The organism is Thalassoglobus neptunius (genome assembly GCF_007859735.1).
Lineage (GTDB): Bacteria > Planctomycetota > Planctomycetia > Planctomycetales > Planctomycetaceae > Thalassoglobus > Thalassoglobus neptunius.
In genome coordinates, this window is sequence record NZ_SIHI01000001.1 from 728170 (window position 1) to 751925 (window position 23756).

Sequence of the window (23756 nt, forward strand, 5' to 3'; positions counted from 1 at the left end):
GAATCATTTCGATCATCTCCCACTGAAGGTCAGTCAGGTCACTTGGGTACGCTTTTCGAATCGCCTCGGACACCGTGCACTCCTTTGCGTTGATGAACCGCAAAGTGTGAACAAAACCAGACTTTCACAAAACCTCAGTTTCCGGATAGCCTCTGAGATCTTCACAGCCCAAACGCACGCATCCACGATAATCCCAAATGAATCAAAGGTTTTGCAATACAAAACGAACTCGCAGCAACAATGAATACTGCAACCAGTTGCAATTCCTCGCGGATTGTCGTGTTCCTCAGATTTACCCGGCATTAGAAATAAGAAGTTAGCTACTCACACTCGCATCCCAACCGCTCCAGTTCATGCTCGACAATCCGTTTCACATGATCATTTCCGGTTTGAATGGAAATCTTCCTGACACTCTTCAGATAATGACATGCCTCTTCTCTTCTTCCCATTGCAGCTTGAATGGAACCACGGCGATAGTAGGCTTCTGAGACCTGATCCACAGGCGCGTCCTCCAAGCCAATCAGCTGCGTGAGATCCGCAATAGCAGCTTGTGAGTCTCCTAAGAGACCGTGCGAATAACTTCGGTTGAAATAGGCCTTGGCGACGAGAATGACAGGTATCCTTTTCATCTCAATGACTCGCGTAAAATGCTCAATGGCTGCCTTCTGGTCTCCCAAGCTGCCATGTACACTTCCTCGGTTGACATAGGCCATTGCGACCTGAAGCACAGGCGCCCCTTCCATCTCAATCACTCGAGTGTAATCTTCACTGGCAGAATAATAATCTCCTGAATGATAGTGCGTTTCACCTCGAAGAGTGAGCGCAGACGCAAACACATCTCGACTGGGGTGAGCCTTTAACAGAGCCTCCCAGCGATTCGTGGATGTTTGATCTCTGGACTGATCACATAACCGAAGGCAGCGGCAATTGCGAATATCCAATATGCAGAATCTCTCTGTGACTCAAACAGTTCAGTTTGCTGATGACTGGGAAATGTGAGTAATGTATGGAACATGAAGTCGCCGATCTTGTTTTCATTGCGATTCCATGCAGCGTCGAGCAGTGCGGTGGTTTCTTCTGTGATGATTCCCTGATTTGGGTGTTGTACAGAAAACCTGCCAGCCAGGCGTTCCAGGACGAACAGTTCGCCAAGCAGGTCTGGTTCGAGCGGGACCATTGCATCATTTCCATGCGCTCCCCCCAAACCAGTGAGTAAGTGAATCTGCTCTTCATCGAAGCTTACGCGTGTTGGCAGTTTTAAGCCTTCTTGTGCCAGTTCATCGGCCTCGGTTCGCGAGACATCGCCGGACATCGTTGCCAGAACCAGCATGTTGACGTGTGCTTCGTCGATTCCGTGCTTCTTCCATTGCTGCACTTCCCGATTCAGAATGGCTTTAATGAGATCACTGACATTCCATTTTTGGGCGAACTGCGGATTGTCGATCAAAGTCTCTGCAAAGAGTACTGCCAACAAGGGACGGCATTCAGGATCGATTTGTTTGAACGTCTCAAGGGTGGCTCGACGGTCTGGATGAGCGATCTCGAACTCATCGAAGATCTGTGAGAAGATCATCCAGAGTTGATCGTCGTTGAGGCGAGTCAACTCTCGAGGAGGTTCGCACAGATCGTCTTCCAGCGAGGCAAAGTGATCCTGCCACCAGGGATCTTGATCGGAATGTTTCCGTTCGAGGAGCAGCACGCGCACAGGATGTTCAAAATGCCGACTGCGAGGAATGAGGTTTTTCAGGATCGTGCCGGTTTCTTCGGCTCGGCGGGCAACATAATCGACCACAATCAACGTTATAATCGACCACAATCAACGTTGGTCGATCCGGTTTCCAGCCTTCCCAATCATTGTAGCTGCCATCACTTTTCCCGAGATCTTTCAGGAACCCGGCGAGCCAGCCTCGTGACTTGGCATACAAAACTGTCTCCAGTGCCAGTCGTGACTTTCCCACGCCACCGGGAGCGGTCAACATCCACCAACGACATCGATCGGTTCCGCTCATTAAGAAGTCGTGCAGTGCTTTTTGTTCGGTTGCTCGACCGATGTGGGAAACACGTCGATGCGTGAAGACGAATCGCGCCAATTTCTGTTGATGCTCCTCAGGGTTGTACACTTCCTCTGCTAAGATAAGCGGAGGTTGCGGCCGCAAACTGCGAAGTTCATCAAAGAGTTCTTGATGAAGTTGATGCACAGCGACTGAGAGATCAGAGATGTCATCACGAGTAAAATCCAGCTCGCGAACCAGAGTTTCCTGATGCAATAGCAACCAGTTTGAAAGCTGCTCCTGCCAGGCTTGATTTTCTTCGATCGAAGATTTCCACTCCTCTTGATAGTCGGCGAAGGCTTCCGCAAAAGCGGTTTGATCGTCCCAGTTGCAGGACATCAGATTCAGCAACACTGCGAATGGTTTTCGCGCATCGTCCTCAGGCATTTCAGCAATCGCATCTGGATACCGCTCCGCTAAATCTTCCACAGCAATCTCGGCACCGGCCATCTTCGGGAGAATGCTCTTGTGAAGGTAATCACGGATCTCGCCAATCTTCTTCCCCTGTGCCCATTCCTGGAAGAATTCAACTGCCGGGAAAACTCCAAGGCCAACTGCAAGCAGAGCGTAAAAATTGAGTGCTGCAGAAGAAGGGTCAATCTGAGGTGACAAGGCGTAGTAGGTCGCCGCAGCGGCTGTGTACTTCGTGAACAGACTGGAAACTTTGCTGTACATAGAACGTCCTTACGAAGACTTCTCTATCAGTCGTAGGCGAACCAGTGTAGCGTTTCACTCAGTTGGTGTCTTATGAAGTGCTCATTTGGCTCGGGCAACATTGGTGAGGATGTCGTCCGGATTTTGGGTCCACCGGAAGAGCGTTGCGATGATCGAAGTATTTCCAGATCACCCTGCAGTCAGGTTTCGTTCGGTGCAAATTCTTGAAATCCATTGCACAATTCATCCTCAGCTATCGCCAACATGGTTGACTCTGCGAGAACTCTCAGCACCATTGAGTAGTCTTGCATTCTCGATCACCCGGGATGTTTTCCTTTCGTAACTTCGGATATCTCCAATCAAGGAACATTTGGCATGACGACCTACATTCGCAGTTTATTCGTTCTGACGATCTGTGCGTTTTCACAGCTTGGATTTGGGGAAGATCCCGTCCGCCTCTTGCTCGAGACATCTAACTTCGATGGCCCCTTCATTCACGGGATTTCCAACGACGGAAAATACCTCGCAGCCCTACCGTTCGAAGTCGCAAGGAACACTGAGGGCGATGTTCAGTTTGGGCTCGTCCCGCAACAGGAAAAGATCAACGGTCATACTTGGATCGGAGCCAAACTGTGGCCGATCTTTGATATCGAAAGTACTGATATCGCTGTACTGATCAGTCAAACCTATGAGCCACCCGAAGAGAAAGAAAACCCATTCAGGAAGAAGTTGCAACCAGGTTTTGAAATGTCTCTTTTTCCGCGAGTTCTCGAGGAAGGCATCGTTAGATTTCCCACGGTTTCTGAAAAAGGGGCCATCAACGACCACGGAAGAGTCACGAATGTTTGGTTTGGCCCTCCGGGATCTTTATTCGTAACAGCAATCAATCAACAGACACATTTAAATCGCTTAGGGAGCGTTGAAATAGACTCGAAGAAAATGCGTGATTTGATGATTGATCGTGTTGCTGGACCGAATAGTCGCACACCATTCACTGAGACTTTTTTCTCTGATGGTCGAGGCTACTTCGACACATGGAATTTGCGAATCTATCGCTACGGGAATAGGAGTGAGCAACGAACTGACATTCCGAAATTCTTTGCGAAGATGGCACACGCATCAAATCAAAGAGTCACACTCGGACCAGACGAAGATTGCTGGTTGGCATCCTATCCCGAAGGCGTCATGCTCTGGGATCTGACTGGGAAGAAGATGCTAAAGTCAACGACCTTCGACCTCTCAGTTTTCCCATCAGACCAGGGCCTACGATATGCGACCATGCTATCAAAAGACCGAGCAGCAATTCTAAGAAAAGAACCGTATGAATGGATTGAACTATTCCTTGTCGACCTGAATTCTGGGGAAGTTTTGGACTCACGTCGTATCGAGGACTTTCAGCCACTGGTTAATCTCGATCGACGACTTCTCGTTGCAAACTCCGGAAATCATGTTTGCTTACTCGCCGAGAATGCAAAAGAGATGTCCGATGGTGTCTTCTGTTTCAAAATCGCAGACGACAAACTTCATGGTCCTTGGCGGTTACAAGATCCTGAGAACAATGAACCAATCGAACACGTTTTGAATATGGTCGTCGCCAAAGATGCTCCAGTGATGGCCTTTGAAACAAAAGGGAGAAACTACAATGGGCCGATGCCAGAGAAACCACGTATATTTGCTGTGGACCTGAATGCGTTAACGAGCCAGCCACCTCAGGAATAGACGAGTTGGACATCGCCGAATACCAACATCCCGATAGACAGTGAATGACTTTGCGGAAGTGAACAGCCCTAAAGACTCAAGCGATTTTTAGTAAGAGTAAGCTGCTCGGAGTTTGGCGAGGAGGGTTTGTTCTAGCAGGGGGTCGCGGCCGACGGGGATCCAGAGAGATGGGGATGTTTGTCCGACGACGGGGTCGAGGTCGACCGAAAGTGGCATGCTTTCCTGGAAGGTGGCAGCTCCGGGGGAGTTTGCAGCGACGCCCGGAAGATCTTCGATTTCTTTGTAGGCGGCAACGCTGACAACGTAGCCACGGCCCTGGTCATCGAGTTGAAAGCTGACTTCGACAATTCTGCGGACGGACTGCAATGTCCCTTCGATGCGGTTTTCGAAACCGACGGCGTCTTTGTGCCACGGCTCGAAGATGCTGGCTCCGACTTTGGGAGCGGTGCGAATCACTTTCGCCAGACGGTTTTCGCGTTCGATCTCGAAGTTGAATTCATGAAGCACGTCAATCGCGCGTTCCCAAACGACTTCATCGTTGGTCGTCGCAACGTAGATCGCTCCGCCAATTGGTTGCTGGCCGCGCACGTCCCCTCCGCGGAAAGGTGCTGAGGCACACCCATTTCCAACAATGAGGAACAGAAGTAGGAGGGGAAGAATTCGATGCACCGTTCGCGACTTGGTGTAGGTAGGATGGACAGGTAAGAACTCTCGTGGAATTCAAAAAACACCGCAAGACCATTCTCGGTCTGATGGTCTCGCTCGGCAAACTCTGCAGCACTTCTATCTGCTTCCCGACGTGTCCTCTGATGTTCGCTTCTGTTGCCACATCTGAGTTTCAGCAGCTTGGTGGCGTGCCAAGGCAAACTGGGCTGCATCGATTGATTTGGATCTCACCATTTCAGCCGATAGAATGTCATTCTTACAATTTCCCTCTCACTTGAGGCGTTGACGTCTCTCGTGTTTTCGACGGTCTTCAAGACTTACTCGTCAGAAGGATCATTCCATGACAGGACGAAGTTTATTCGGCGCCACAGCAGCCAGCTTGCTGACAAGTGCCATGTTCGTATTCGCTACCACGTCTGCTTTTGCAGTCGGCCCCGATCTTGATCAACTCCAGGAATCTCGACAGAAAGGAATTGAATTCCTTTCGATCTCTCAATCAAGCGATGGAAGCTGGACATCGCCGCATGCTCCGGGAATTACGGGGCTTGTCGCTCATTCTTTGATGCAGAGCGGATTAACTCCGGACGACGAAGTCGTTGCTTTGGCATTGAAGCACCTTGAGAGTCACATCAAGCCCGATGGCGGAATCTACGATGCCGACTCCAATCACAGAAACTATGAAACGTCGATTGCACTGCTCGCTTTCGATTCTGCAAACACTGACGGCCGGTACGACGGGAAAATTGCCGAAGCGGTCAAATTCCTGAAGAAGCTGCAATGGGACGAAGAAGAAACCGGCTCGACGACACACGCATCGTTCGGCGGAGCGGGTTATGGGAATCACCAGCGGCCTGATTTGTCGAACACGACGTTCTTCGTAGAAGCTTTGAAGACTGCTGGAGTCTCTGATGACGACCCAGCGATGAAGAATGCACTGGTCTTCATTTCACGCTGCCAGAATCTTGAGAGCGAACACAACACCACGGAATTTGCCGCGAAAGTGGACGATGGTGGTTTCTATTACACACCAGCTGCGGGAGGGTCTTCTCAGGCCGGGACGACTCCGGATGGGGGATTGCGTTCTTACGCGAGTATGACCTACGCGGGATTGAAAAGCATGATTTACGCTGGTGTTGCCCAGGATGACGAACGTGTCCAAGCAGCCCGGGACTGGATTCGCGATTTCTATACGCTTGACGAAAACCCAGGGATGGGACAGCAAGGGCTGTTTTACTATTACCACACCTTCGCCAAGACTCTCGCAGTTCTGGACGTTGACCAGTTCGAAGAAGCGGATTCGACTCGACATGACTGGCGAAAAGAACTGGCCGAACACCTCTTCTCCATTCAGAAGGAGAACGGAAGCTGGGTTAATCCGACAGACCGCTGGTACGAAGGAGACCCGAATCTGGTCACAGGATATTCGCTGATGGCTCTCAAATACTGTGAGCCGACTTCCAACGAGTAGCGAGTCTGCGAGTCGTGCTGAGATCTCTTTCGCTCGTCACTGAATCGGTTTGGATCGATCGGCACGAGCAAGCTACATCCTGGAATTGAAAACAGGCACTGGAACGTTTCCAGTGCCTGTTTCGTTTGATGGGTCCCGAAGTTAAGTGATCAACTACTGCTTCGCAACAAGTGTTGGAACGACGAGCGAAGGGGGAGTTTCTGGAGTTGCCTTTTGCTTTGCACGGGAAGTTTGCCAGCCAGCGACCTGAATGACAGATGGTGTTCCCTGAGGCTGAGTCGCGACTGGTCCGCTGCTTGGGGTCGGCTCAATGTCTTGCTGTGATGGAGTTGGTTCAGGCGACTTTCGGTAAACTGGAGACTGAAGAGGAATTTCGCTTCCGGTCGGAACCGAGTTGAGATTCAGTGTTCCTTTGTCACGAGCCGCTGACTGCGAGTTGTCGTTTCCGCCAGCTGTTGCTGGAGTTGGTTCGTTGGACTTCGCAGTCGTTCCGCCGGTCGGATCGACGTAGACCATTCGAGTTTGAGTTCCGACAGCAACTCGCTTCTTGGTTGTGTAAGGTTCGTAAGCTGTGTAGGTCGTTGGTTCCCAGACAGTCTTCTGAACAGCAACCTTCTGAGTTGTTGTGACAGGAATGACTTTGGCGACGTTGTAGGTGACCTGTCGAGTGGTCGGAACTTGAACCACGCGTTGAACGGGGACGTTGTAAGTCACAACATTCGGGATGTATTCGCGGCGAGCAACTGCGTTGGGAGTCATCGTGTTACGGAATGCGTAACCGAGGCGGTTCAATTCTCCGACCAAACCGGGACGTCCATCGTAGAGACAGGGAGACATCTTCGGCACTGGCTGCCAGGTTGTTCGCCAGTAGCTGTTGTTCTGGGTCATCGGCTGCACTTCGGTGACCGTTTGATTGACGTAAGTCGGAACGTCAACAGTCTTGGTTTCGTTGATTGTCTGGTAAGTCACCACTTCGCGATCTTCCATCACTGTGACAACTTTGGGGACTTGTGCCTGCTTTTCGACAGTTCGATATTCGACGACATCGACTTCTTTGTAGACGGTGCTCGTGACAGGTTTCATGCACGGGCAATCACTGACCGATGCTGTTTGAACAGTCGGTGCATAGGCCATTGGGGCCGCCACGACTGGCTGCGGCATGTATGGAGTGCAGCAGTAATTCGGACCAAAGAATTGAGCATTTGCTGTGGTGGTGAATCCAGCCACAAGACACAGCAACGCTGCTCCTGAAAGTGTGCGTGTTGCGAACATATGAATGTTCCTGATCATTAAAGAGATTGAGAGAGGAGGTTTCCGAATGGAGAGTGGGTGAGGCGAACGGGGTGAAGCCGCCTCAAGTCGTGGGGGTGATTTTTTACGGCAATTCCCCGAAGAGGGTCAAGATGAACGGACAATTCTGCCGAAGCGATTCGATTCTTTGCAATTGTTACATTGAACAGGCAGAAGCTCGAAGTTCTCTTAAGTCTGCTCGATTCGCCGTTCGTCGCTTGTTTTCCGCGAAATTCTCCTCGAAAGACGTTCTCGATGGCGTCAAATCGTCGAATTCGTCTTCGATCATGCTGAGTCAATTCTCTGCTTCTTCGCCCGATTTCTTTGAGCGAATGAGTGCGCAGATCAAGATCGACAGCCCGATTTCAATGCGCCTCGCCCATCTTTTTCGATGACTTTTTGTGTGAACGAATGTTCTTTGAGCGACTTCACACATGAACTGCACAGGCGGAAAGACCAAGGCTGCAGGGAAGCGGTTTCTGCGTGACCGTCGACAACAGCCACTTGCATTGATCACGTAGTGCGACACTGACTTGTGTTTCACTGAAACTTTGAAGACAACATGTTACGCTTTGGTTTTCTTCGATATGTCTTTCTATTTCAAACGCACGACCCATGGCAGAACCATTCCACACCAAGTTCAGTGAATGTGTGCGAGTATTCCTGGGGGCTCTGATTCTCATTGTGTTTTCAGCAATGGAAACACAACCCGTGCAAGCAGAGAACGCGACGGCGGGTTCCGAACCGGAAACGCTGTTCTCCAGTGCTCCGACCATTGAGCCCAATCCCATCTCCCGCGCCCCGCTGGTCGCCCTGATCCGATTCGAAACAACAACACCGGTGATCCCCAGCTTGGTGTTCGATGACGGTGAACGGACATGGTCCAGGAAAGACGTCGGCCCGGTCGGGACCAAGCACGTCATAGCAGCTTTGGGCATGCGTCCGAATCGTTATCACGAGATTCGCGTTGTCATTCGTGATCCGGAAACAGAAGAAGAACAGACGAGCGATCCGCTGATTTTTGAAACCCCACCATTGCCGAAGTCTTTCCCTCCGATCGAAGTTCTGATTTCTGAACCAGAGAAGATGGAACCTGGCGTCACACTTTTCTGCCCCAACATCTGGATCAATGACCGGTCCGAAAATCAGTTCGGATTCCTGATGGCTTTGGACTCCGCCGGAGAGGTCGTCTGGTATCTCAGATCGGGGCATCGCACGGCAGATGTCCGAGTCCTGTCAAATGGACATTTGCTCTATATTCATGCCAGCTATCGTGCGTTTCTGGAAGTTGATCTGTTGGGAAATATCGTTCGTCAGTGGCACGGCGAACGGCTCACGGATCCACCAAACGAGAAGTCGATTCCGGTCGACATGGACACGGTCCACCATGAGATCATCGAACTTCCGAACGGAAACTTTCTGACAATCTCAACGATTCTGGATCACTTTGAAGAGTTCCCTTCCAACGAAAGAGATCCCGACGCTCCATGGCTCCCAGCTTATGCAGTTGTTGATGAACTCGTGGAAATTGTTCCGGAAACCGGTGAGGTTGTCTGGCGTCTGCCAGTCAGAGAGTTTCTTGATCCCAAACGCTATGGATACATGGCACTCACCGGATTCTGGAAAGACAAGTACGAAGAAAAAGTCGGCGAGCCCGTCTATGACTGGTCACACGCGAACGCCATGATTTATCTCCCGGAAGAAGATGCGGTGATCGTCTCTTTTCGACATCTGGACTGCATGATCAAGGTTTTCCGGAAAACAAAGAAAATCGATTGGATCTTCGGCGACCATCGTGGATGGGGAGAGGAATTTCAGAAGTATCTTCTGACACCCGATGGCTCGATGCGGTGGCCTTATCACCATCACGCCCCGCAACTCACCCCCCAAGGAACTGTATTGCTCTACGACAACGGGAACTTCCGAACGGTCCCTCACAACGAGCCTGTTCCGGCAGTTCACAATCAAAGCAGAGTTGTCGAATACAAAATCGACGAAGTGAATCGAACCGTCGAACAACTTTGGGAATACGACGGAGGGCCTGATGATCAGTTCTTCTGCCCGTTTTATTGTGAGGCAGATTGGCTTCCGCAAACTGGAAACATTCTTGTTACCGACGGAGGACACATTGAACTCGAAGATGGAACGCCGCATGGTATTGTCCCCGCAGAACGGCAATGGGCGAGGATTTTCGAACTGACGCGAGATGGCGAAAAGTCCGAGAAAGTTTTCGAAATCAAGTGCGATAGCGGAATGGGAAGTTCACTTGGTTGGTCAATCTATCGGAGCATTCGACTCAACGACCTTTACGACTTAAAGGTCGAACCGCAGCTGATCGATGATGGAATCGAAAACGAAGCGGTTGACGATCCCGATGTCCAGGCTCTTCCTGATCCGCCCCGCTGAACAGCTTACGAAGCCCCTCAAACTGGCGGGAGTTCGCAGACCATCACTTGCGGTGGCCCACTTCCCCTTTCTGAAAATTGGATCTTGATCGCCTTCCAAAGTCGAGATACGCTTCTCTCTGGAGGAGTTATCGATGATCCACCGTTTTGTTTCCTTCGTTCTCGTCTTGGCACTTCTGCTCTGCCCGTTTTGGTGCGGCCTTGGGAATTGTCAGGCGCAGGCATGCTGCGCAATCGATGGTCAACCTGCTGAGTCACTCTCAGCAAATCCGTTGGCATCCGAACTGTCGGCAGAAATCGACCGTCAGGCCCCGTGCTGCTGCGGTGAATCAAAGCCGTCTCCGCCTGAGAGCGTGCCACCCAAACCATCGTCGGACGACTCTGAGTGTCAGGGAATCTGTGGAGGAGCCGTTCCTCAAAAGGTGTCCGACACGGACGAACTGACTCGCTGTTCCGGTCCGGATTGCGTTCTCGCACGAACAATCCTTCTGCGAGAGTTCCACGGATTGGCAAGATTCCGCCAAAGCACCGCAGAAGACACCGACTGCTATCGAGGTCTCAGCCTGCGCACTCTCTACATGTCCTTCATCTGTTAAGGACTCTCTTCACCGCGCGATGTTTGTCGACTTCCCTACTGGAATCCTCGTCGTTTTGAAGGGTTCCTAAAGCTTAGAAGTCCTTACGCTTGCGCTGTTCACCGACGACCTGTGCCACCATTGCTCCAGAGAGTCTCTGCATATTGAGCAAAGATGAACACGACGAGTCGCCCACGACAGCATTTGATCTTCCGCGAATGACCAGTCGGCGATGTGCTGCCTGCATCAGAGAATCTCTCAACTATGTTGTTTCGTCTGCTCCCTTGGGAATACGCAATCCGAAACCTGTTCCGGCGTCCGCTTCGAACGACGTTGACGTTCCTCGGGCTGACCACAGTGGTCACGCTCATCCTTGTCGTTGTCGGTTTTATCCGCGGAATGGAACGCTCACTCGCTGTCAGTGGAGACCCGGAAACGGCGATCGTTTTCTCTCTGGGGATGGGTGAGAACCTGGAATACTCCTCGATTCCGATGAGAACGAGCGATCTCGTTCCCGCGAGTGTTCCCGGAATTCAGGAACGCTACGGACAGAAATACGTCTCTCCGGAACTCTTCCTGGGCACCGAAGTCCGTGTCGGCAACCGTGCCCCGTCAATGGGATTGGTGCGAGGAGTCAATCGCTCCGCACTTCTGGTGCGTCGGCAACTTGAGCTTGAAGAAGGCGCCTGGCCGAGCACTGGGGAAGTCATGATTGGAAACTTGGTCGCGACGAAACTGGGAGTCACTCCCGAAGAAGTCGCGGTCGGACGAACTCTTGAGTTCGAAGGAAGACCGTGGAGCATCAGTGGAATCTTTTCGGCTGCCGGAGCTGCTTACGAATCGGAAATCTGGTGCCGACTGGACGAAATGCAGCAAGCGATGAAACGTCAGGACCTGAGTATCGTCGCGGTTTCCCTCATCCCGGAAGGAGATTTCGCCGACCTCGATGTCTTCTGCAAGGAACGGCTTGATCTGGAACTTCAGGCCATGAAAGAAATCGACTACTACGCTTCGCTTCAAAGAGACTACGAGCCAATCCGCTGGCTGGCATGGCTTGTTGTCGTGCTGGTCTCAGGCGCGGGCGTCTTTGCAGGTCTCAACACGATGTACGGATCGGTCGTCGGGCGGATCCCGGAATTGGCGACACTTCAAACAATCGGATTTTCCCGCCGCGCGATTGTGATCAGCCTGATTCAGGAAGGCGTCCTTCTCTCCGCAACAGCAAGCCTGTTTGCAGCGGTGTTCGCCCTTACTTTTGTCAATGACGCGGCTGTCCGTTTCACGATGGGAGCATTTGCCCTTCGCATTGACAATATCGCCATCCTCGCCGGATGCGGCGTCGGAATCTCACTCGGTTTTCTGGGAGCGATTCCGCCGGCAATCAAAGCACTTCGAATGCCCGTCGTGGACGGGTTGAAGGCCGTTTAATGAACTTCGTCAGCGTGTCATGCTCCCTCTGCATGAATGCTGAAGACAACTGAACCTCGTAAAAAGGATTACGAAATGAACACGAAATTTTTCCTGCTGATGAGTTGTGCAATTGCGATTTCGACGGTCGGATGTTCCGGCCAACCCGGAGCCGATTCAACATCGTCTGCGGAACACGATTCTCACGACCATGATCATGACCACGGTTCCGGGCCTGCTCATATTGAAGCCCCCGTCGCACCGTCCGAAGCGGGCGAACAGTATTTTCTGACGGAAGAACCCGCTGATGCTCTCGATGTCATCGAAGCAAGAGAGGCGACGCAGAGTGATGAAGAGGTCGTCGTCTTTGGTCAAATCGGAGGAAGCCACGAACCGTTTGTCGACGGTCGGGCGATGTTTACCGTCGTCGATGATTCGCTGGAGTCGTGCAACGAAATCCCCGGTGACAGCTGTTCCACCCCTTGGGACTACTGCTGTGAAACTCCGAAGCTGAAAGGGGCGACAGCTCTTGTGAAGGTCGTCGATGAAAACGGAGACCCGATCAAGACCGATGCTAGGGAGCTGCTGGGAGTCAGGGAATTGACATCGGTGATCGTGAAAGGCAATGCCCAACGCGACGATGCTGGCAACCTGACCATTCTTGCATCATCAATCTACGTGAAGAAGTGAGTGATCGCATGAGCTCCGCTGTTGACCTTCGAGAACTGGCCATTGATCGTGGGCCCCCCCCGAAACGATCGATCCGCGCGCGTCGAAACATGTTGACGCGATACGTGTTTCCGATCGGTCTGATTTTCGGGTTCGTCGCGCTTGTCTTCTGGGCATCCAGAGACTGGATTTTCCCTCCGCGCGCGGTCACGGTGATGCCGGTATTGACCATGTCATCCGAAGTTCAACAGGAAGGAACTCCACTCTTCAAAGCTGCCGGGTGGATTGAACCTCGTCCAACTCCGGTGCGAGTCGCTGCACTCGCACCGGGAGTTGTCGATCGCCTGCTGGTCGTTGAGGACCAACTCGTTCAAAAGGGAGACGTCATTGCCGAACTTGTCAAAGACGACTCACAACTTGAATATGAACGGTCCTTGGCCGACTTCCAACTGCGTGAGGCGGAACTAATTGATGCTCAGGCCGCCCTGACTGCGGCGATCACTCGATTCAATCATCCTGTCCATCTGGAAGCTGCTCTCGGGGAAGCCGAGGCGATGCTGGCTCGCATCGAAACCGAACTGGCCAACCTGCCGTTCGAACTTCGCCGTGCCCTCGTCGACCTCGAAGTGGCACGCAAGGACCATCTTGGGAAATCTTCGGCGAGTGATGTCGTCGCGGAGATCCATATCGACATCGCCAAGGGCAAACTCGATTCTGCAAAGGCGCTCGTCGATGAGTTGAAACAACGCCGCGACTCTCTTGAAATTGAACAGGCTGCCCTCAAGAAGAGAAAAGATGCGTTGCTGAAACAGTTGGAACTCCTCGCTGACGAAATCAAAGCAAAACAGGAATCAGAAGCACGGCTCAGTGCAGCCAAAGCTCGACTCGAGCAAGCCAGAGTCTCGATGGCGGAAGCCAAACTGAAATTGGACCGCATGACGATCCGGGCTCCGATTGATGGACGCATTTTTCGTCTGATCGCTCATCCGGGAACCCGAATCGGAGGAAGCTCACGCGAGGTCGCGGGCCACGACGCAAGCACCGTTGTGACGATGTACGACCCGAACATGCTTCAGGTGCGAGTCGATGTTCGTTTCGAGGATGTTCCCAAGGTTCAACTTAACCAACCCGTTGAGATCGACAACCCGACTCTCGCCACTCCCATTCGCGGCAACGTGCTGTTCGTCAGCTCGGAAGCCGACATTCAGAAAAACACATTACAGGTAAAAGTCGGCATCCCGCAGCCTCCTGCTGTTTTCAAACCGGAGATGCTCGTCGATGTCACGTTTATCGCTCCGTCCATCGACGAAAAGAAAAGTGCCAGCGAAACCGAAATTAAATACTATCTGCCTCAACAATTAATTCAGCACAAAGAAGCAGGCCCGTACGTGTGGACCGCCGATCAGTCAGAAGGTGTGGCACATAAGACATCGATTGTAACCGGAGACGTTTCCGGGAAAGGACTGATTGAAATCGAATCCGGCCTCACTCCGACCAGTCGCGTGTTAACAACTGGAACCGACGATCTTCGTGACGGCGAAAGAATTCGTATCACTCACGAAGACACATCAATAGGACGATAACCGCTGGCAAAGACCCAAAGGCAATGTCCGCATTGCCAAGCAACTGCAACATGCTCAAGAAATGAGTCTACCGAACAGGAGGCACTTCCGATGCCGCTGATTGAAGTCATTGAGGTCACAAAAAAATATCGCAAAGGCGATGAGTCAATCACTCCGCTCGATGCCGTTTCCCTCGAAATTGAGCAGGGAGAATTTATCTCTCTCATGGGTTCGAGTGGAACGGGAAAGTCCACACTGCTGAATATGATTGCCAGCATCGACCGCCCCGACAGCGGTCGAATTATCATCGATGGAACCGAGATCACTTCTCTCTCACGAACCCGGTTGGCCAAATGGCGGGCAGAAAACCTGGGCTACATTTTCCAAACGCACAACCTTGTCCCGGTCCTCACAGCGTATGAAAACATCGAACTTCCACTTCTTCTGCTCCCGATTTCAGCGAGCGAGAGGAAACGAAGAATTGAGGTTGCGCTGCGCGCCGTCGATCTGCTTGACCGGGCGGACCACTATCCTCGGCAACTTTCAGGAGGACAGGAACAGCGAGTCGGGATCGCCCGTGCGATTGTTTCGCATCCGAAAGTTGTTGTCGCCGACGAACCGACGGGAGACCTCGACCCAGTCACCTCGCGACAAATTCTCGATCTTCTGAAACGACTGAATGAACAACTGAACGTCACTCTTCTCATGGTCACACACGATGCCGATGCAGCCTTGGTCGCTGACAAGCAATTTCGACTCGACCACGGTCATCTTGTTCAGACCGGAAGAACAGAGGTCCCGGTACAAAGTCGTGAAATTCATAAGCAACACCGCGATTGATTCTGCCTCATCACAACTCAAGATCGTTTCCACCACAATGCCGGAAATGGCTTTGAACTGGAACAGCTGTCATGCTTAAATTTCTGCCATATACATTTAAGACTCTCTGGCGACACCGCTCACGCACCTTGCTGACAGTCAGCGGTTCGGCAGTGGCTTTGTTCGTCTTCTGCTTCGTTGCAGCGATTCAGGAAGGGATGGACGATCTTCAAAAACGACAGGCTGCGAAAGGGTCTTTAATCACGTTTCAGGCAAACAAGTTCTGCCCAGCGACCAGCCATCTTCCTCAGGACTACGATCAGGACATCGCCCGAATTCGCGGGGTTAAAGATGTCATTCCCATTCAAGTCTTCACAAACAATTGTCGCGCCAGCCTCGATGTTGTTGTGTTTTATGGAGTTCCGCCCGACAAGCTTCAAGCGGCACGAGACTTCGAACTCGTCTCAGGAAGTTGGCCTGAGTTTGAGAATCATCAGGACGCAGCCATCGTTGGAAAAGCTGTTGCCGCCCGGAGAGACATTCACGTCGGTCAAAAGTTCTCGATCGGAGACTTAAGCGTCAACGTTGCCGGGATTTTCGAAAGCGACGACCCCGCTGAGGAGAATTACATCTACTCGCATCTCGACTTTCTGCAGCGCAGCAAGGGAACGAATCTCGTAGGGACGGTGACTCAGATCGAAGTGCTTCTCAACGAAGGCGTCGACCAAATCGAAATGTGCAAGCAAATCGATGAGCAGTTTCGTGGAGGACCTGTGGAAACAGACACGCGACCGAAGGGAGTTTTTCAGGCCAAAGCTCTTGGAGGCCTCACACAGTTGATCAGCTTCGCCCAGTATCTTGGATACGCTTGCGTGGGACTGGTCTTGGCCCTCGTTGCAACAACGACCCTCATGTCCGTGGAAGACCGCATTCGAGAACATGCCGTCTTGCAAACATTAGGATTCACCAGCGGTCGAGTTTTTCGCCTCGTCATGACCGAGTCGATTCTGCTCAGCATTGCCGGCGGAGCGATCGGCATCGGTTCAGCAATGATCGTGTTAGCGCTCAGTAGCCTGTCCGTGGGCGCCGAAGCAGTAACCATCGCCTTTACGCCCTCACTTCGCCTTGCGTTTGAAGGGATGATTGTTGCCTGCGTCACAGGAATTTTGGCGGGAGTCGCGCCAGCATGGCACGCGGCCCATACCGAAGTCGTTCCCGCCCTCCGCCACGCTTAGACTAACTGCGATGTTGAGAATTAGAATTGGTATCGCATTCGATGTCACTCTAAACGTTCCGTTCACTTCGCTTTTTCGCGAGAAGCTGATCGATCATCGCGTGATCGGAATGAAACGCAATCGCCATTCGGTTCCAGATATTGATCATCCCGATCGAAAGCGTGAGTTCGCACAGAGCAGCATCACCGAAGACTTGCTGAGCCTCTTCAAAAATCTGATCGTTGATGAAGCGAGTGTCAGCAACTTTGGTGACTGCCTCAGCCCATCGAAAGGCAGCCCGCTCCTCTTTTGTGAAGCAGGATGATTCTTCCCAGACAACGGCAAGGTCAATCCGCTGATCACTCGTTCCGAGCAGCCGCAAAACTTGAGTGTGGTAGTTCACACAGAACGAACAACCGTTGATTTGCGAAACCCTCAGTTTCACCAGTTCGAGCAATTCTGCACCGAGATGTCCATCGGCGAGAATCGACTCGACTTTCGAAAGATGGACAACGGTGTCACCAAGATGCTGATAGTAATTGATCCGTTCACCGCTCATGACATGCTCCTTGAAGATCGTTCGACCACTTTCATGGCCTCCCTGCACTCGCCTGAATCGTTGACTCCGTCGGAAGCTCCGCTTGCTTGCACAAGTAGCAGTTCCCAAAGAGTTCACACAATCGAGGCAAGTGAAATTTGAATCCGCGAACTGTTCGCAACGTTGGAATTTTCGCGATTCATTGGTCCCGTAAAAGATCCACTTTCAAACAATTCCATAGAACCACTTCTGATTCAAACGAAACCAGTTATTGACGCGAAAGAAAAGAGAATCGCGCTCGTCGAGGCGCAGCTTGAACTTCAGCATTAAAATCGCTGCGACATCTCACATTACTTCAAAATCAGTGTATAAAAAAACGTGTTGATTTGCCCGAACTCGACCGAGCAAACCAACACGCAAATGATTCAAGAGACTTCAACGATCACTCACAGCGAGAGTGAGTTGGCGTCAAACTTCGACAGTTGCGAAGTCTCTGACATCGGTGACTTCGCCACGGATTGCCGCAGCGGCCACCATTGCGGGACTCATCAGCAAGGTTCGACCGGTCGGTGATCCCTGTCGACCTTTGAAGTTTCGATTCGAGGACGAGGCACACATTTCACGTCCCTGCAGCTTGTCAGGATTCATCGCCAGACACATCGAGCAACCGGCCGCGCGCCATTCGAAACCAGCTTCGGTGAAGATCTTGTCCAAGCCTTCGGCAACAGCTTGCTTCAGAATCAGTTGCGAACCGGGAACGACCAGCGCTTTGACTCCGTCGGCTACTTGATTCCCCTGCGCGATGGCAGCAGCTTCACGGAGATCGGAGATGCGACCGTTCGTACATGATCCGATGAAAGCAACGTCAATCTTGACACCTTTCATCGACTGCCCCGCCTGCAAGTCCATGTAGCGAAGTGCTTCCTCAACACCATCTCGCTCTTCGGCCGGAAAGTCTTCGACATCGCCGATGGACTCGCCGATCCCGACGGACTGTGCCGGATTGATTCCCCACGTCACGGTCGGTTCAATATCGGCTGCATCGAATTCGACCACGTCATCGAACTCGGCATCATCTCCAGAGGCAAGGCTCAACCACCATTCCGCCGCGCGTTCGAAGGCTTCCCCTTCTGGAACGTTTGGACGACCACGCAGGTACTCAACGGTGGTCAAATCCGGATTAATGTAGCCGCAACGTGCTCCACCTTCGATGCTCATGTTGCAGACGGTCATCCGCTCTTCCATCGTCATGCGATCGAAGACTTCACCTGCAAATTCATAGGCGTATCCGATTCCGGCTTTGACGCCCAATTTGCGAATGATGTAAAGGATCACATCTTTCGCAAACACGCCCGGTGCCAGTTCGCCGTTCACGACAACTCGTCGCACCTTGGGGCGATTCATCGCGAGAGTTTGGGTCGCGAGAACGTGAGCCACTTGAGATGTTCCGATTCCGAACGCAATCGTTCCGAACGCCCCGTGCGTGGACGTATGGCTGTCACCGCAAGCGATTGTCATTCCCGGCTGAGTGAGACCCTGCTCCGGGCCGACAGCGTGGACAATCCCCTGCCGTTCATCACTAATATCGAACAGCGTGACTCCGAACTCCTGGCAGTTCTTTTCGATTGCGGACATCATCTGTTCGGCCAGACCATCCTGAAACGGCCGAGCCTGAACGTCGGTCGGAACAATATGATCCACTGTCGCCACAGTCCGTTCAGGGGCAAGAACCGAAAGATCCCGTTCGCGGAGCATCTCGAAGGCCTGCGGACTTGTCACTTCGTGAATGAGATGCAGCCCAATAAACAGCTGCGTTTGCCCGGATGGCAATGTATCAACCGTGTGCAGATCCCAGACTTTGTTGAACAGATTCTTCCTGTCACTCATGAGTTGCTTTCCAATCACATCGGGCTGCGCAGATGCGTCCTGCCCAAGAAATTCTTCGAATGCTACTTTGTACGATGAATTCGCCCGGATTTCCAGAAGGTGAAATAAGAAATAGCCCCTCATCGCCACTGTCAGCCCCCGAAAAGCCGCAGAGACGGCACAAAGAAGCCACTGCCAAGCGACGAAACGGGTGCTGCGACACACTCTGATCAGGCACTCTGACCAACCGGCAAGACCCCAAATTCTGCCCATCGAGCACTTCATCCCGGCGTCACGCCGGAGAGAACCCCGGACACCACTGCAACGCAATCCTTTCTCCTAAAAGGACTTACAAAATCCCCTAACCGACGAGATCCGTCCTCAAGTCTGATCGTCAGCAGGTTTTCCGCTTGTTTTCCCTCCCTGTTTCACTCCCTCTTCCGGTTCAAACGGAATCTCGGGAGGAAGCGTCAGTCCGCCGGACATCAAAAGCTTCCAGACATCCTTGGTTGGCCAGTCGGTAAACACCACGTCACTTTCCGGCACAAGAACGGTATACCCCGACGGAGGAAACAGCACGATCGGAATGTACACGCTGAGAAGATCGTTCCCGTCCGGCTGCTTATTCCGTGTCATCAAATACCCGGCCATCCGCATTCCCTTTTGAGGAAAAGGAACCAGCACGACCGTATCGACGTTTTCAATTCCCGGCGGACCACGCAGAGCTTCGACCGTATCTTGCAAAGCGGCATAGATCGTGGTGACACCCGGGACTCGATGCATTGCCCAGTCGATGGACCGGCGAACGCGCGTGCGAAACACAAGGCCCATCAGAAACAGGAAAGCAAGGACAATCGAAAGAAGCGGGGCACCAAAGTACCAAAGCGTCCGATCGTATTGTTCCGGAAGCAACAGATCAGCAAACGGCTGCACCAGGTAGGTCGTCAGAAGTGTAAAGAGGTAATGAACAATCGCGGCGATCGCCAGAAAGGGGAACACAATCACAATGCCACCCAGGATGGTATTCATCCCCCATCGAATGGGCCCCGTAGAGTTTGTTTCATCGCGTTCGTTGTTCATCGTCTCTTCCTATTTCAATGTTCATCCAGCTTTCAAAGTTCAATCAGCCAACATCCTGCAGAACTTCCATCCAGCAACATCAATCGTCGACAGAGTCGCCACCCGTGACGAGTGAAGCGACGAGACGAAACCAAAGCCGGCTAAGACTTTCTCAACCGGCTTTGAGGTTTCAATCGTCGAAATCCAACTTCTCACTCAACCGACCTCTTGAACTCCACAGGCCCAACGAGTGAGAAGCAGAGTCGGATCATTTTAAACTCGACCAATTAACAGCAGGATAAGAAAGACTACCAGAATCAGTCCGCCAATCCCGCCGATTGCAACATTCTGCAGCAACGCAGCCAAGAGAAGCACAACGAGAACAGTTCCTAAAAGACCATATCGCATGTTATTTATCCTTTGAATCAGTTATTTATTAAGAGTGACCATTCCCTTTAATCGAGAACTGGATCTAATCCCGTACCTGAAATCGGCGTGTGCAATCAGCCCCGATCCAACCTCCGGCAAGTGAGACAGCCAGTGCCAGTGCCGAACCAGAAAAGATGATCCACAAGACTTGCGCGGTATAAGTCGAAATGGTTTCAATCGCGGAATCGACTCGTGTCTTAAACTCTTCCGCCTGTTCTTCGAGGTCGGTCCGAATTCCTTCATATAGATCGTTGATCTGATCTCTGCTCAAGTTCGAGTTCTGAACAAGCACTCGTTTAGCACCAGCGACATCACCGTCCGCCAGGGCATAGGCGATTTCTCCAATAGCCTGATCGTCAAGGCGATCAACGGCATTCCGGACGTCTTCTGCTGTCACTTCCGGTCCTCCTTCGGCGTCGAGCGAAGCAACGTATCCGTCAACCTGTTGCCCCAACTGATTCTTCAAGTCTTCAGACAACGGTTGATCGTTGTCAGGATTTCCAAAGTGCTCTTCAAGTTCCGTATAAGCTCCATCGATAAGTGCTTCTGCATCTTGCTGTGACAGATCCGTTGAGTCGGCGAGCAATTGAGCTGCACCTTCCTGATCGTCGTTGGTCAGATCAAGAACGAGGCGGCGAAGAGTTCGTTCATCAAGGCTGTCGACAGCTTGGCGAATCTGCTGTTCAGATAGCTGTTCATTAGAATTCGCAGCAATTTCGACTGCTCGATCGGTCAGCTGCTTCCGCACTTGTGCCCCGAATTCTGTGGAAAGGGATTGAGTGACAATCGAGATCGCATCGCCACCAGCAGTGGCAGTTTGAGCGATCGATTCACCCGAACTCACGATTCCGCGGCTCGCAGAAGAGACAATACTTTGCCCGGTTTCCAGAAGGTTCGATACCCCCATCGCTGTGAGGACGACTACGAGAATTGTCGTGACACTCCACATTGCGAAACCGTGGAGCATCCCCAATGTATCATCGATGATTCCGGCGAAACGTGCTGCCGTCAGTGCTCCCAGAAAGAATGCGAGAATCCAACTCAAAAGAACCCACAGCGTCGCTCCGACAGCCAGCCCACCTTCCATGCTGGAGAGATCGGTCGCATCAGCGATGCTGACACCAAGCGCCGTTCCCAGCAATTGAAGCAGCCAGCTCACACTCAGCACAGTCACGACACCCGCAAAGATCGCTCCCCAACTGACGCGTAAGTCTCCCACCAGATTCGGGACATGTGTTGTTCTGACAACGTGTTCATTTTCTCTTGTGACGTCGACCTCAGACATAGAAGTTCTCCTTCGAGTTTTTCCAACTAATGAGTTCGAACTCGCGCCTGTCCACTGACTCAGTGTTGTTCCGAGTCGTTGCCGCCGTTGCCTATGTAAGAACAACCTGCTTCAGGTCGCGAGCCCCTATTTCCTGATGGCTAAGAGGCAACTGCTATTCCAAGACAGAAAAAACACTGATAAATCCTGACGAGACACTGATAAATCCCGACTAAACACTCAAAGACTTGTTATTCCCCGACTCGAAACTCTTGTTGAACAGCAGACGTTTCAACATTCGACCATCGAAGCGAGCGAAGACATTGGCCGTTTGGCAATCACCATGGTTCGACATCTGACACATCCCAGTCCACTTGCCAGTTCATCCAATGGCGACTTGCATTGATCCGCGCCCGCACTCGATTTCGAACCAGTTGCAATCTTCGAAGCAATGCATCCGCTTGAATCGGTGTGCCTTCTGAGAGAATCAACAGAAGGACCTTTCGAACTGCTAACTCTCGTCGCGGACGAACAACTCTCAGCGTGAAACGATTAAAGACTGCTCACAGTTGTAGACTGCATCGAGGAGTAACCTTTCTTTCTCTACTGCGTGCCAGACGCAACACACGCTCCGCACCAGCCAACTCGTGAGTGGATTGACAGGTTCAAAGGCAAGTTCGACATGAGTTGGAACGAACGTCGCCAACAGATCTTTGCCAACCAGAAGAAACTCGGCGTCATTCCCGAAGACACCAAATTGACTGCGTGGCCTGAAGGGCAAGAAGAGTACAACGGAGCCAAGCTTGCGAAGTGGGACACACTCACGGCGGACGAGAAAAAACTGTTCGCTCGACAAGCTGAAGTCTTCGCAGCTTACGTCGCTTCTAACGATCACGAGATCGGCCGAGTCATCGACAAAGTCGAAGATTCCCGGGTGACATTTCGGAGGTCACCGTGAAGCTGAACGATTGACCGCGATCTTCGAGACAGATCCATTCGGTAAATCACGTGAGCACCGCAAGTTTCTCCAACAAACTTGCGGTGCTTTTTTTAGATATGAACAGCAATGCCAGCTGTGCGCACTTCTTCGTGTCAAAGAAGAAGGAATTGCAAAGCAACTGATTGATTCAGCTGGCAAGAAGAGAAGAGCGTTCCGACAGCTGGAACGGAAGAACACTTCCCGAAGAAGCCTGACTTCGGAAATGTCGGTAAGAAGAAAAGTGCGAGAGACAGGAATCGAACCTGCACACCCGAAGGTACTGGAACCTAAATCCAGCGCGTCTGCCAGTTCCGCCACTCTCGCGTTCGTGTTTCATCACTGGACACTCGGAAGTATGGGGAAGTTCGCGAGCGCATGCAAGTGGAGCGAAAGACGATTTCCGCCGCGTTCTCCGGAAACGCATTCTCTGCCGCAACGTCGAACCTTGCCGTGATCATGGGCCAATCACAGGAGGTCACAGAGAGCCGTACGATGGGATATCGCAAGAAGCTGCGCGAAGAGGAATTCGCTCGTCGTTTCGATCGGGGTAATGGATCAGTGCTTACTTCTCCGAAAATTGAAGCGGCGGACGGCCGCGGGATTTTCGAATCCAGTTCATCGTTTTCTGCAAGCTCTTCCGCCTTAAGATCCAATCGGTCAACCGCTTCTTCCCAGGGAAGCTCATCAAAGAGATGCCCAGCAGAATCGTCAGAATCCCCTGCCCCGGAAGCACAAGCATCGCCACTCCGGAGATGACGAGAACGCCACCGATCAGGTTTCGAAGAATCAGAATGATGAGATGCACAACGGGATGGGCATGGCCCCATCGTGGTCGTTCGCGAAGAAAGTAGTCGGGCGGAAGATTCAAAATCAGCCAGGAAACGCCCCAGAGGCTCAAAACGAAAACCAGCAGGGAGCCCGCTGCGACCCAGCCTCCCCAATTCTGCAGCCACGCCAGGAGAAAGTGGCCAGACTCCGGTGCTGGTGGTCCTTCAGCGAGTGTGTCCATGGCGAAGCGCTTATTTCGAACAGGTGTTGATAATCTGGTGAGAGAGTGTCGTCCGAGTCATCAAGTGGTCATGAATACAAAACGATTTCCCAGATTCAGAGACACTTTCTTCA

20 protein-coding genes, 1 tRNA gene and 1 pseudogene are annotated in these 23756 nt (G+C 52.0%); 10 read left to right on the top strand and 12 right to left on the bottom strand.

What is annotated here, in order from left to right; translation table 11 throughout:
- Positions 1–320: 320 nt before the first annotated feature.
- Genes KOR42_RS02995 through KOR42_RS03005 form a run of 3 tightly spaced genes read right to left on the bottom strand, consistent with a single transcriptional unit; the run spans position 321 to position 2726 of the window.
- On the bottom strand, positions 321–836 hold the full coding sequence (locus KOR42_RS02995) for a tetratricopeptide repeat protein (protein WP_197440806.1): 516 nt from the start codon (positions 834–836) through the stop codon (positions 321–323).
- A 20-nt stretch (positions 837–856) separates the two neighbouring features.
- On the bottom strand, positions 857–1705 hold the full coding sequence (locus tag KOR42_RS03000) for a hypothetical protein (protein WP_231740607.1): 849 nt from the start codon (positions 1703–1705) through the stop codon (positions 857–859).
- A 7-nt stretch (positions 1706–1712) separates the two neighbouring features.
- On the bottom strand, positions 1713–2726 hold the full coding sequence (locus KOR42_RS03005) for a hypothetical protein (RefSeq protein WP_146507131.1): 1014 nt from the start codon (positions 2724–2726) through the stop codon (positions 1713–1715).
- Between the two features lie 354 nt (positions 2727–3080).
- Here KOR42_RS03005 and KOR42_RS03010 point away from each other — a divergent pair, with 354 nt between their 5' ends.
- Positions 3081–4424, top strand: a complete 1344-nt coding sequence (locus tag KOR42_RS03010; protein ID WP_146507132.1) for a hypothetical protein — start codon at positions 3081–3083, stop codon at positions 4422–4424.
- 87 nt (positions 4425–4511) lie between these two features.
- Here KOR42_RS03010 and KOR42_RS03015 read toward each other — a convergent pair whose 3' ends face one another.
- Complete coding sequence (locus KOR42_RS03015; protein ID WP_146507133.1) at positions 4512–5012, bottom strand: hypothetical protein; 501 nt, start codon at positions 5010–5012, stop codon at positions 4512–4514.
- Between the two features lie 418 nt (positions 5013–5430).
- Between KOR42_RS03015 and KOR42_RS03020 the strand changes: the two genes are divergently transcribed.
- Positions 5431–6558 (top strand): prenyltransferase/squalene oxidase repeat-containing protein, encoded by a 1128-nt coding sequence (locus KOR42_RS03020; RefSeq protein WP_146507134.1) that lies wholly within the window; start codon positions 5431–5433, stop codon positions 6556–6558.
- Between the two features lie 153 nt (positions 6559–6711).
- Here the strand turns inward: KOR42_RS03020 and KOR42_RS03025 are convergent, their stop codons facing one another.
- Positions 6712–7830 (bottom strand): hypothetical protein, encoded by a 1119-nt coding sequence (locus tag KOR42_RS03025; RefSeq protein ID WP_146507135.1) that lies wholly within the window; start codon positions 7828–7830, stop codon positions 6712–6714.
- Between the two features lie 714 nt (positions 7831–8544).
- On the opposite strand from KOR42_RS03025, the gene KOR42_RS03030 reads away from it, so the two are divergent.
- From KOR42_RS03030 to KOR42_RS03060, 7 genes are all read left to right on the top strand, one after another.
- Entirely contained in the window at positions 8545–10254 is a 1710-nt protein-coding gene (locus tag KOR42_RS03030; protein ID WP_231740608.1) for an aryl-sulfate sulfotransferase, read from the top strand.
- A 133-nt stretch (positions 10255–10387) separates the two neighbouring features.
- Positions 10388–10849 (top strand): hypothetical protein, encoded by a 462-nt coding sequence (locus tag KOR42_RS03035; RefSeq protein WP_146507137.1) that lies wholly within the window; start codon positions 10388–10390, stop codon positions 10847–10849.
- Positions 10850–11092: 243 nt separating this feature from the next.
- Entirely contained in the window at positions 11093–12256 is a 1164-nt protein-coding gene (locus KOR42_RS03040; protein ID WP_146507138.1) for an ABC transporter permease, read from the top strand.
- A gap of 75 nt (positions 12257–12331) precedes the next feature.
- Positions 12332–12925 (top strand): hypothetical protein, encoded by a 594-nt coding sequence (locus KOR42_RS03045; RefSeq protein ID WP_197440808.1) that lies wholly within the window; start codon positions 12332–12334, stop codon positions 12923–12925.
- Between the two features lie 8 nt (positions 12926–12933).
- Complete coding sequence (locus KOR42_RS03050) at positions 12934–14487, top strand: efflux RND transporter periplasmic adaptor subunit (RefSeq protein WP_146507139.1); 1554 nt, start codon at positions 12934–12936, stop codon at positions 14485–14487.
- 90 nt (positions 14488–14577) lie between these two features.
- Positions 14578–15306 (top strand): ABC transporter ATP-binding protein, encoded by a 729-nt coding sequence (locus KOR42_RS03055; protein WP_146507140.1) that lies wholly within the window; start codon positions 14578–14580, stop codon positions 15304–15306.
- Positions 15307–15377: 71 nt separating this feature from the next.
- Positions 15378–16520, top strand: coding sequence for an ABC transporter permease (locus KOR42_RS03060; RefSeq protein ID WP_146507141.1), 1143 nt, complete (start codon positions 15378–15380; stop codon positions 16518–16520).
- Positions 16521–16569: 49 nt separating this feature from the next.
- Here KOR42_RS03060 and KOR42_RS03065 read toward each other — a convergent pair whose 3' ends face one another.
- The 5 genes from KOR42_RS03065 to KOR42_RS03080 all read right to left on the bottom strand — a co-directional run bounded on the left by KOR42_RS03065 (position 16570) and on the right by KOR42_RS03080 (position 21676).
- A complete protein-coding gene (locus KOR42_RS03065) occupies positions 16570–17058 on the bottom strand; it encodes a carboxymuconolactone decarboxylase family protein (protein ID WP_146507142.1) in 489 nt (162 codons plus the stop codon).
- 447 nt (positions 17059–17505) lie between these two features.
- Positions 17506–18924 carry a 3-isopropylmalate dehydratase large subunit gene (gene leuC, locus KOR42_RS03070; RefSeq protein ID WP_146507143.1) on the bottom strand — a complete coding sequence of 473 codons (1419 nt, stop codon included), beginning with the start codon at positions 18922–18924 and terminating at the stop codon, positions 17506–17508.
- 360 nt (positions 18925–19284) lie between these two features.
- Entirely contained in the window at positions 19285–19983 is a 699-nt protein-coding gene (locus KOR42_RS03075) for a DUF502 domain-containing protein (RefSeq protein WP_146507144.1), read from the bottom strand.
- A 252-nt stretch (positions 19984–20235) separates the two neighbouring features.
- Positions 20236–20370, bottom strand: coding sequence for a hypothetical protein (locus KOR42_RS27640; RefSeq protein WP_261342040.1), 135 nt, complete (start codon positions 20368–20370; stop codon positions 20236–20238).
- Positions 20371–20434: 64 nt separating this feature from the next.
- Positions 20435–21676 carry a hypothetical protein gene (locus KOR42_RS03080; RefSeq protein ID WP_146507145.1) on the bottom strand — a complete coding sequence of 414 codons (1242 nt, stop codon included), beginning with the start codon at positions 21674–21676 and terminating at the stop codon, positions 20435–20437.
- A 571-nt stretch (positions 21677–22247) separates the two neighbouring features.
- Here KOR42_RS03080 and KOR42_RS03085 point away from each other — a divergent pair.
- Positions 22248–22583: pseudogene (locus tag KOR42_RS03085) on the top strand (sulfatase-like hydrolase/transferase); the annotation flags it as partial.
- Positions 22584–22876: 293 nt separating this feature from the next.
- Here KOR42_RS03085 and KOR42_RS03090 read toward each other — a convergent pair.
- Positions 22877–22958 (bottom strand) — tRNA-Leu (locus tag KOR42_RS03090).
- A gap of 238 nt (positions 22959–23196) precedes the next feature.
- The gene (locus tag KOR42_RS03095; protein WP_146507147.1) at positions 23197–23643 is read right to left on the bottom strand and encodes a PGPGW domain-containing protein; all 447 of its coding nucleotides are present in this window, start codon (positions 23641–23643) and stop codon (positions 23197–23199) included.
- Between the last annotated feature and the right edge of the window lie 113 nt (positions 23644–23756).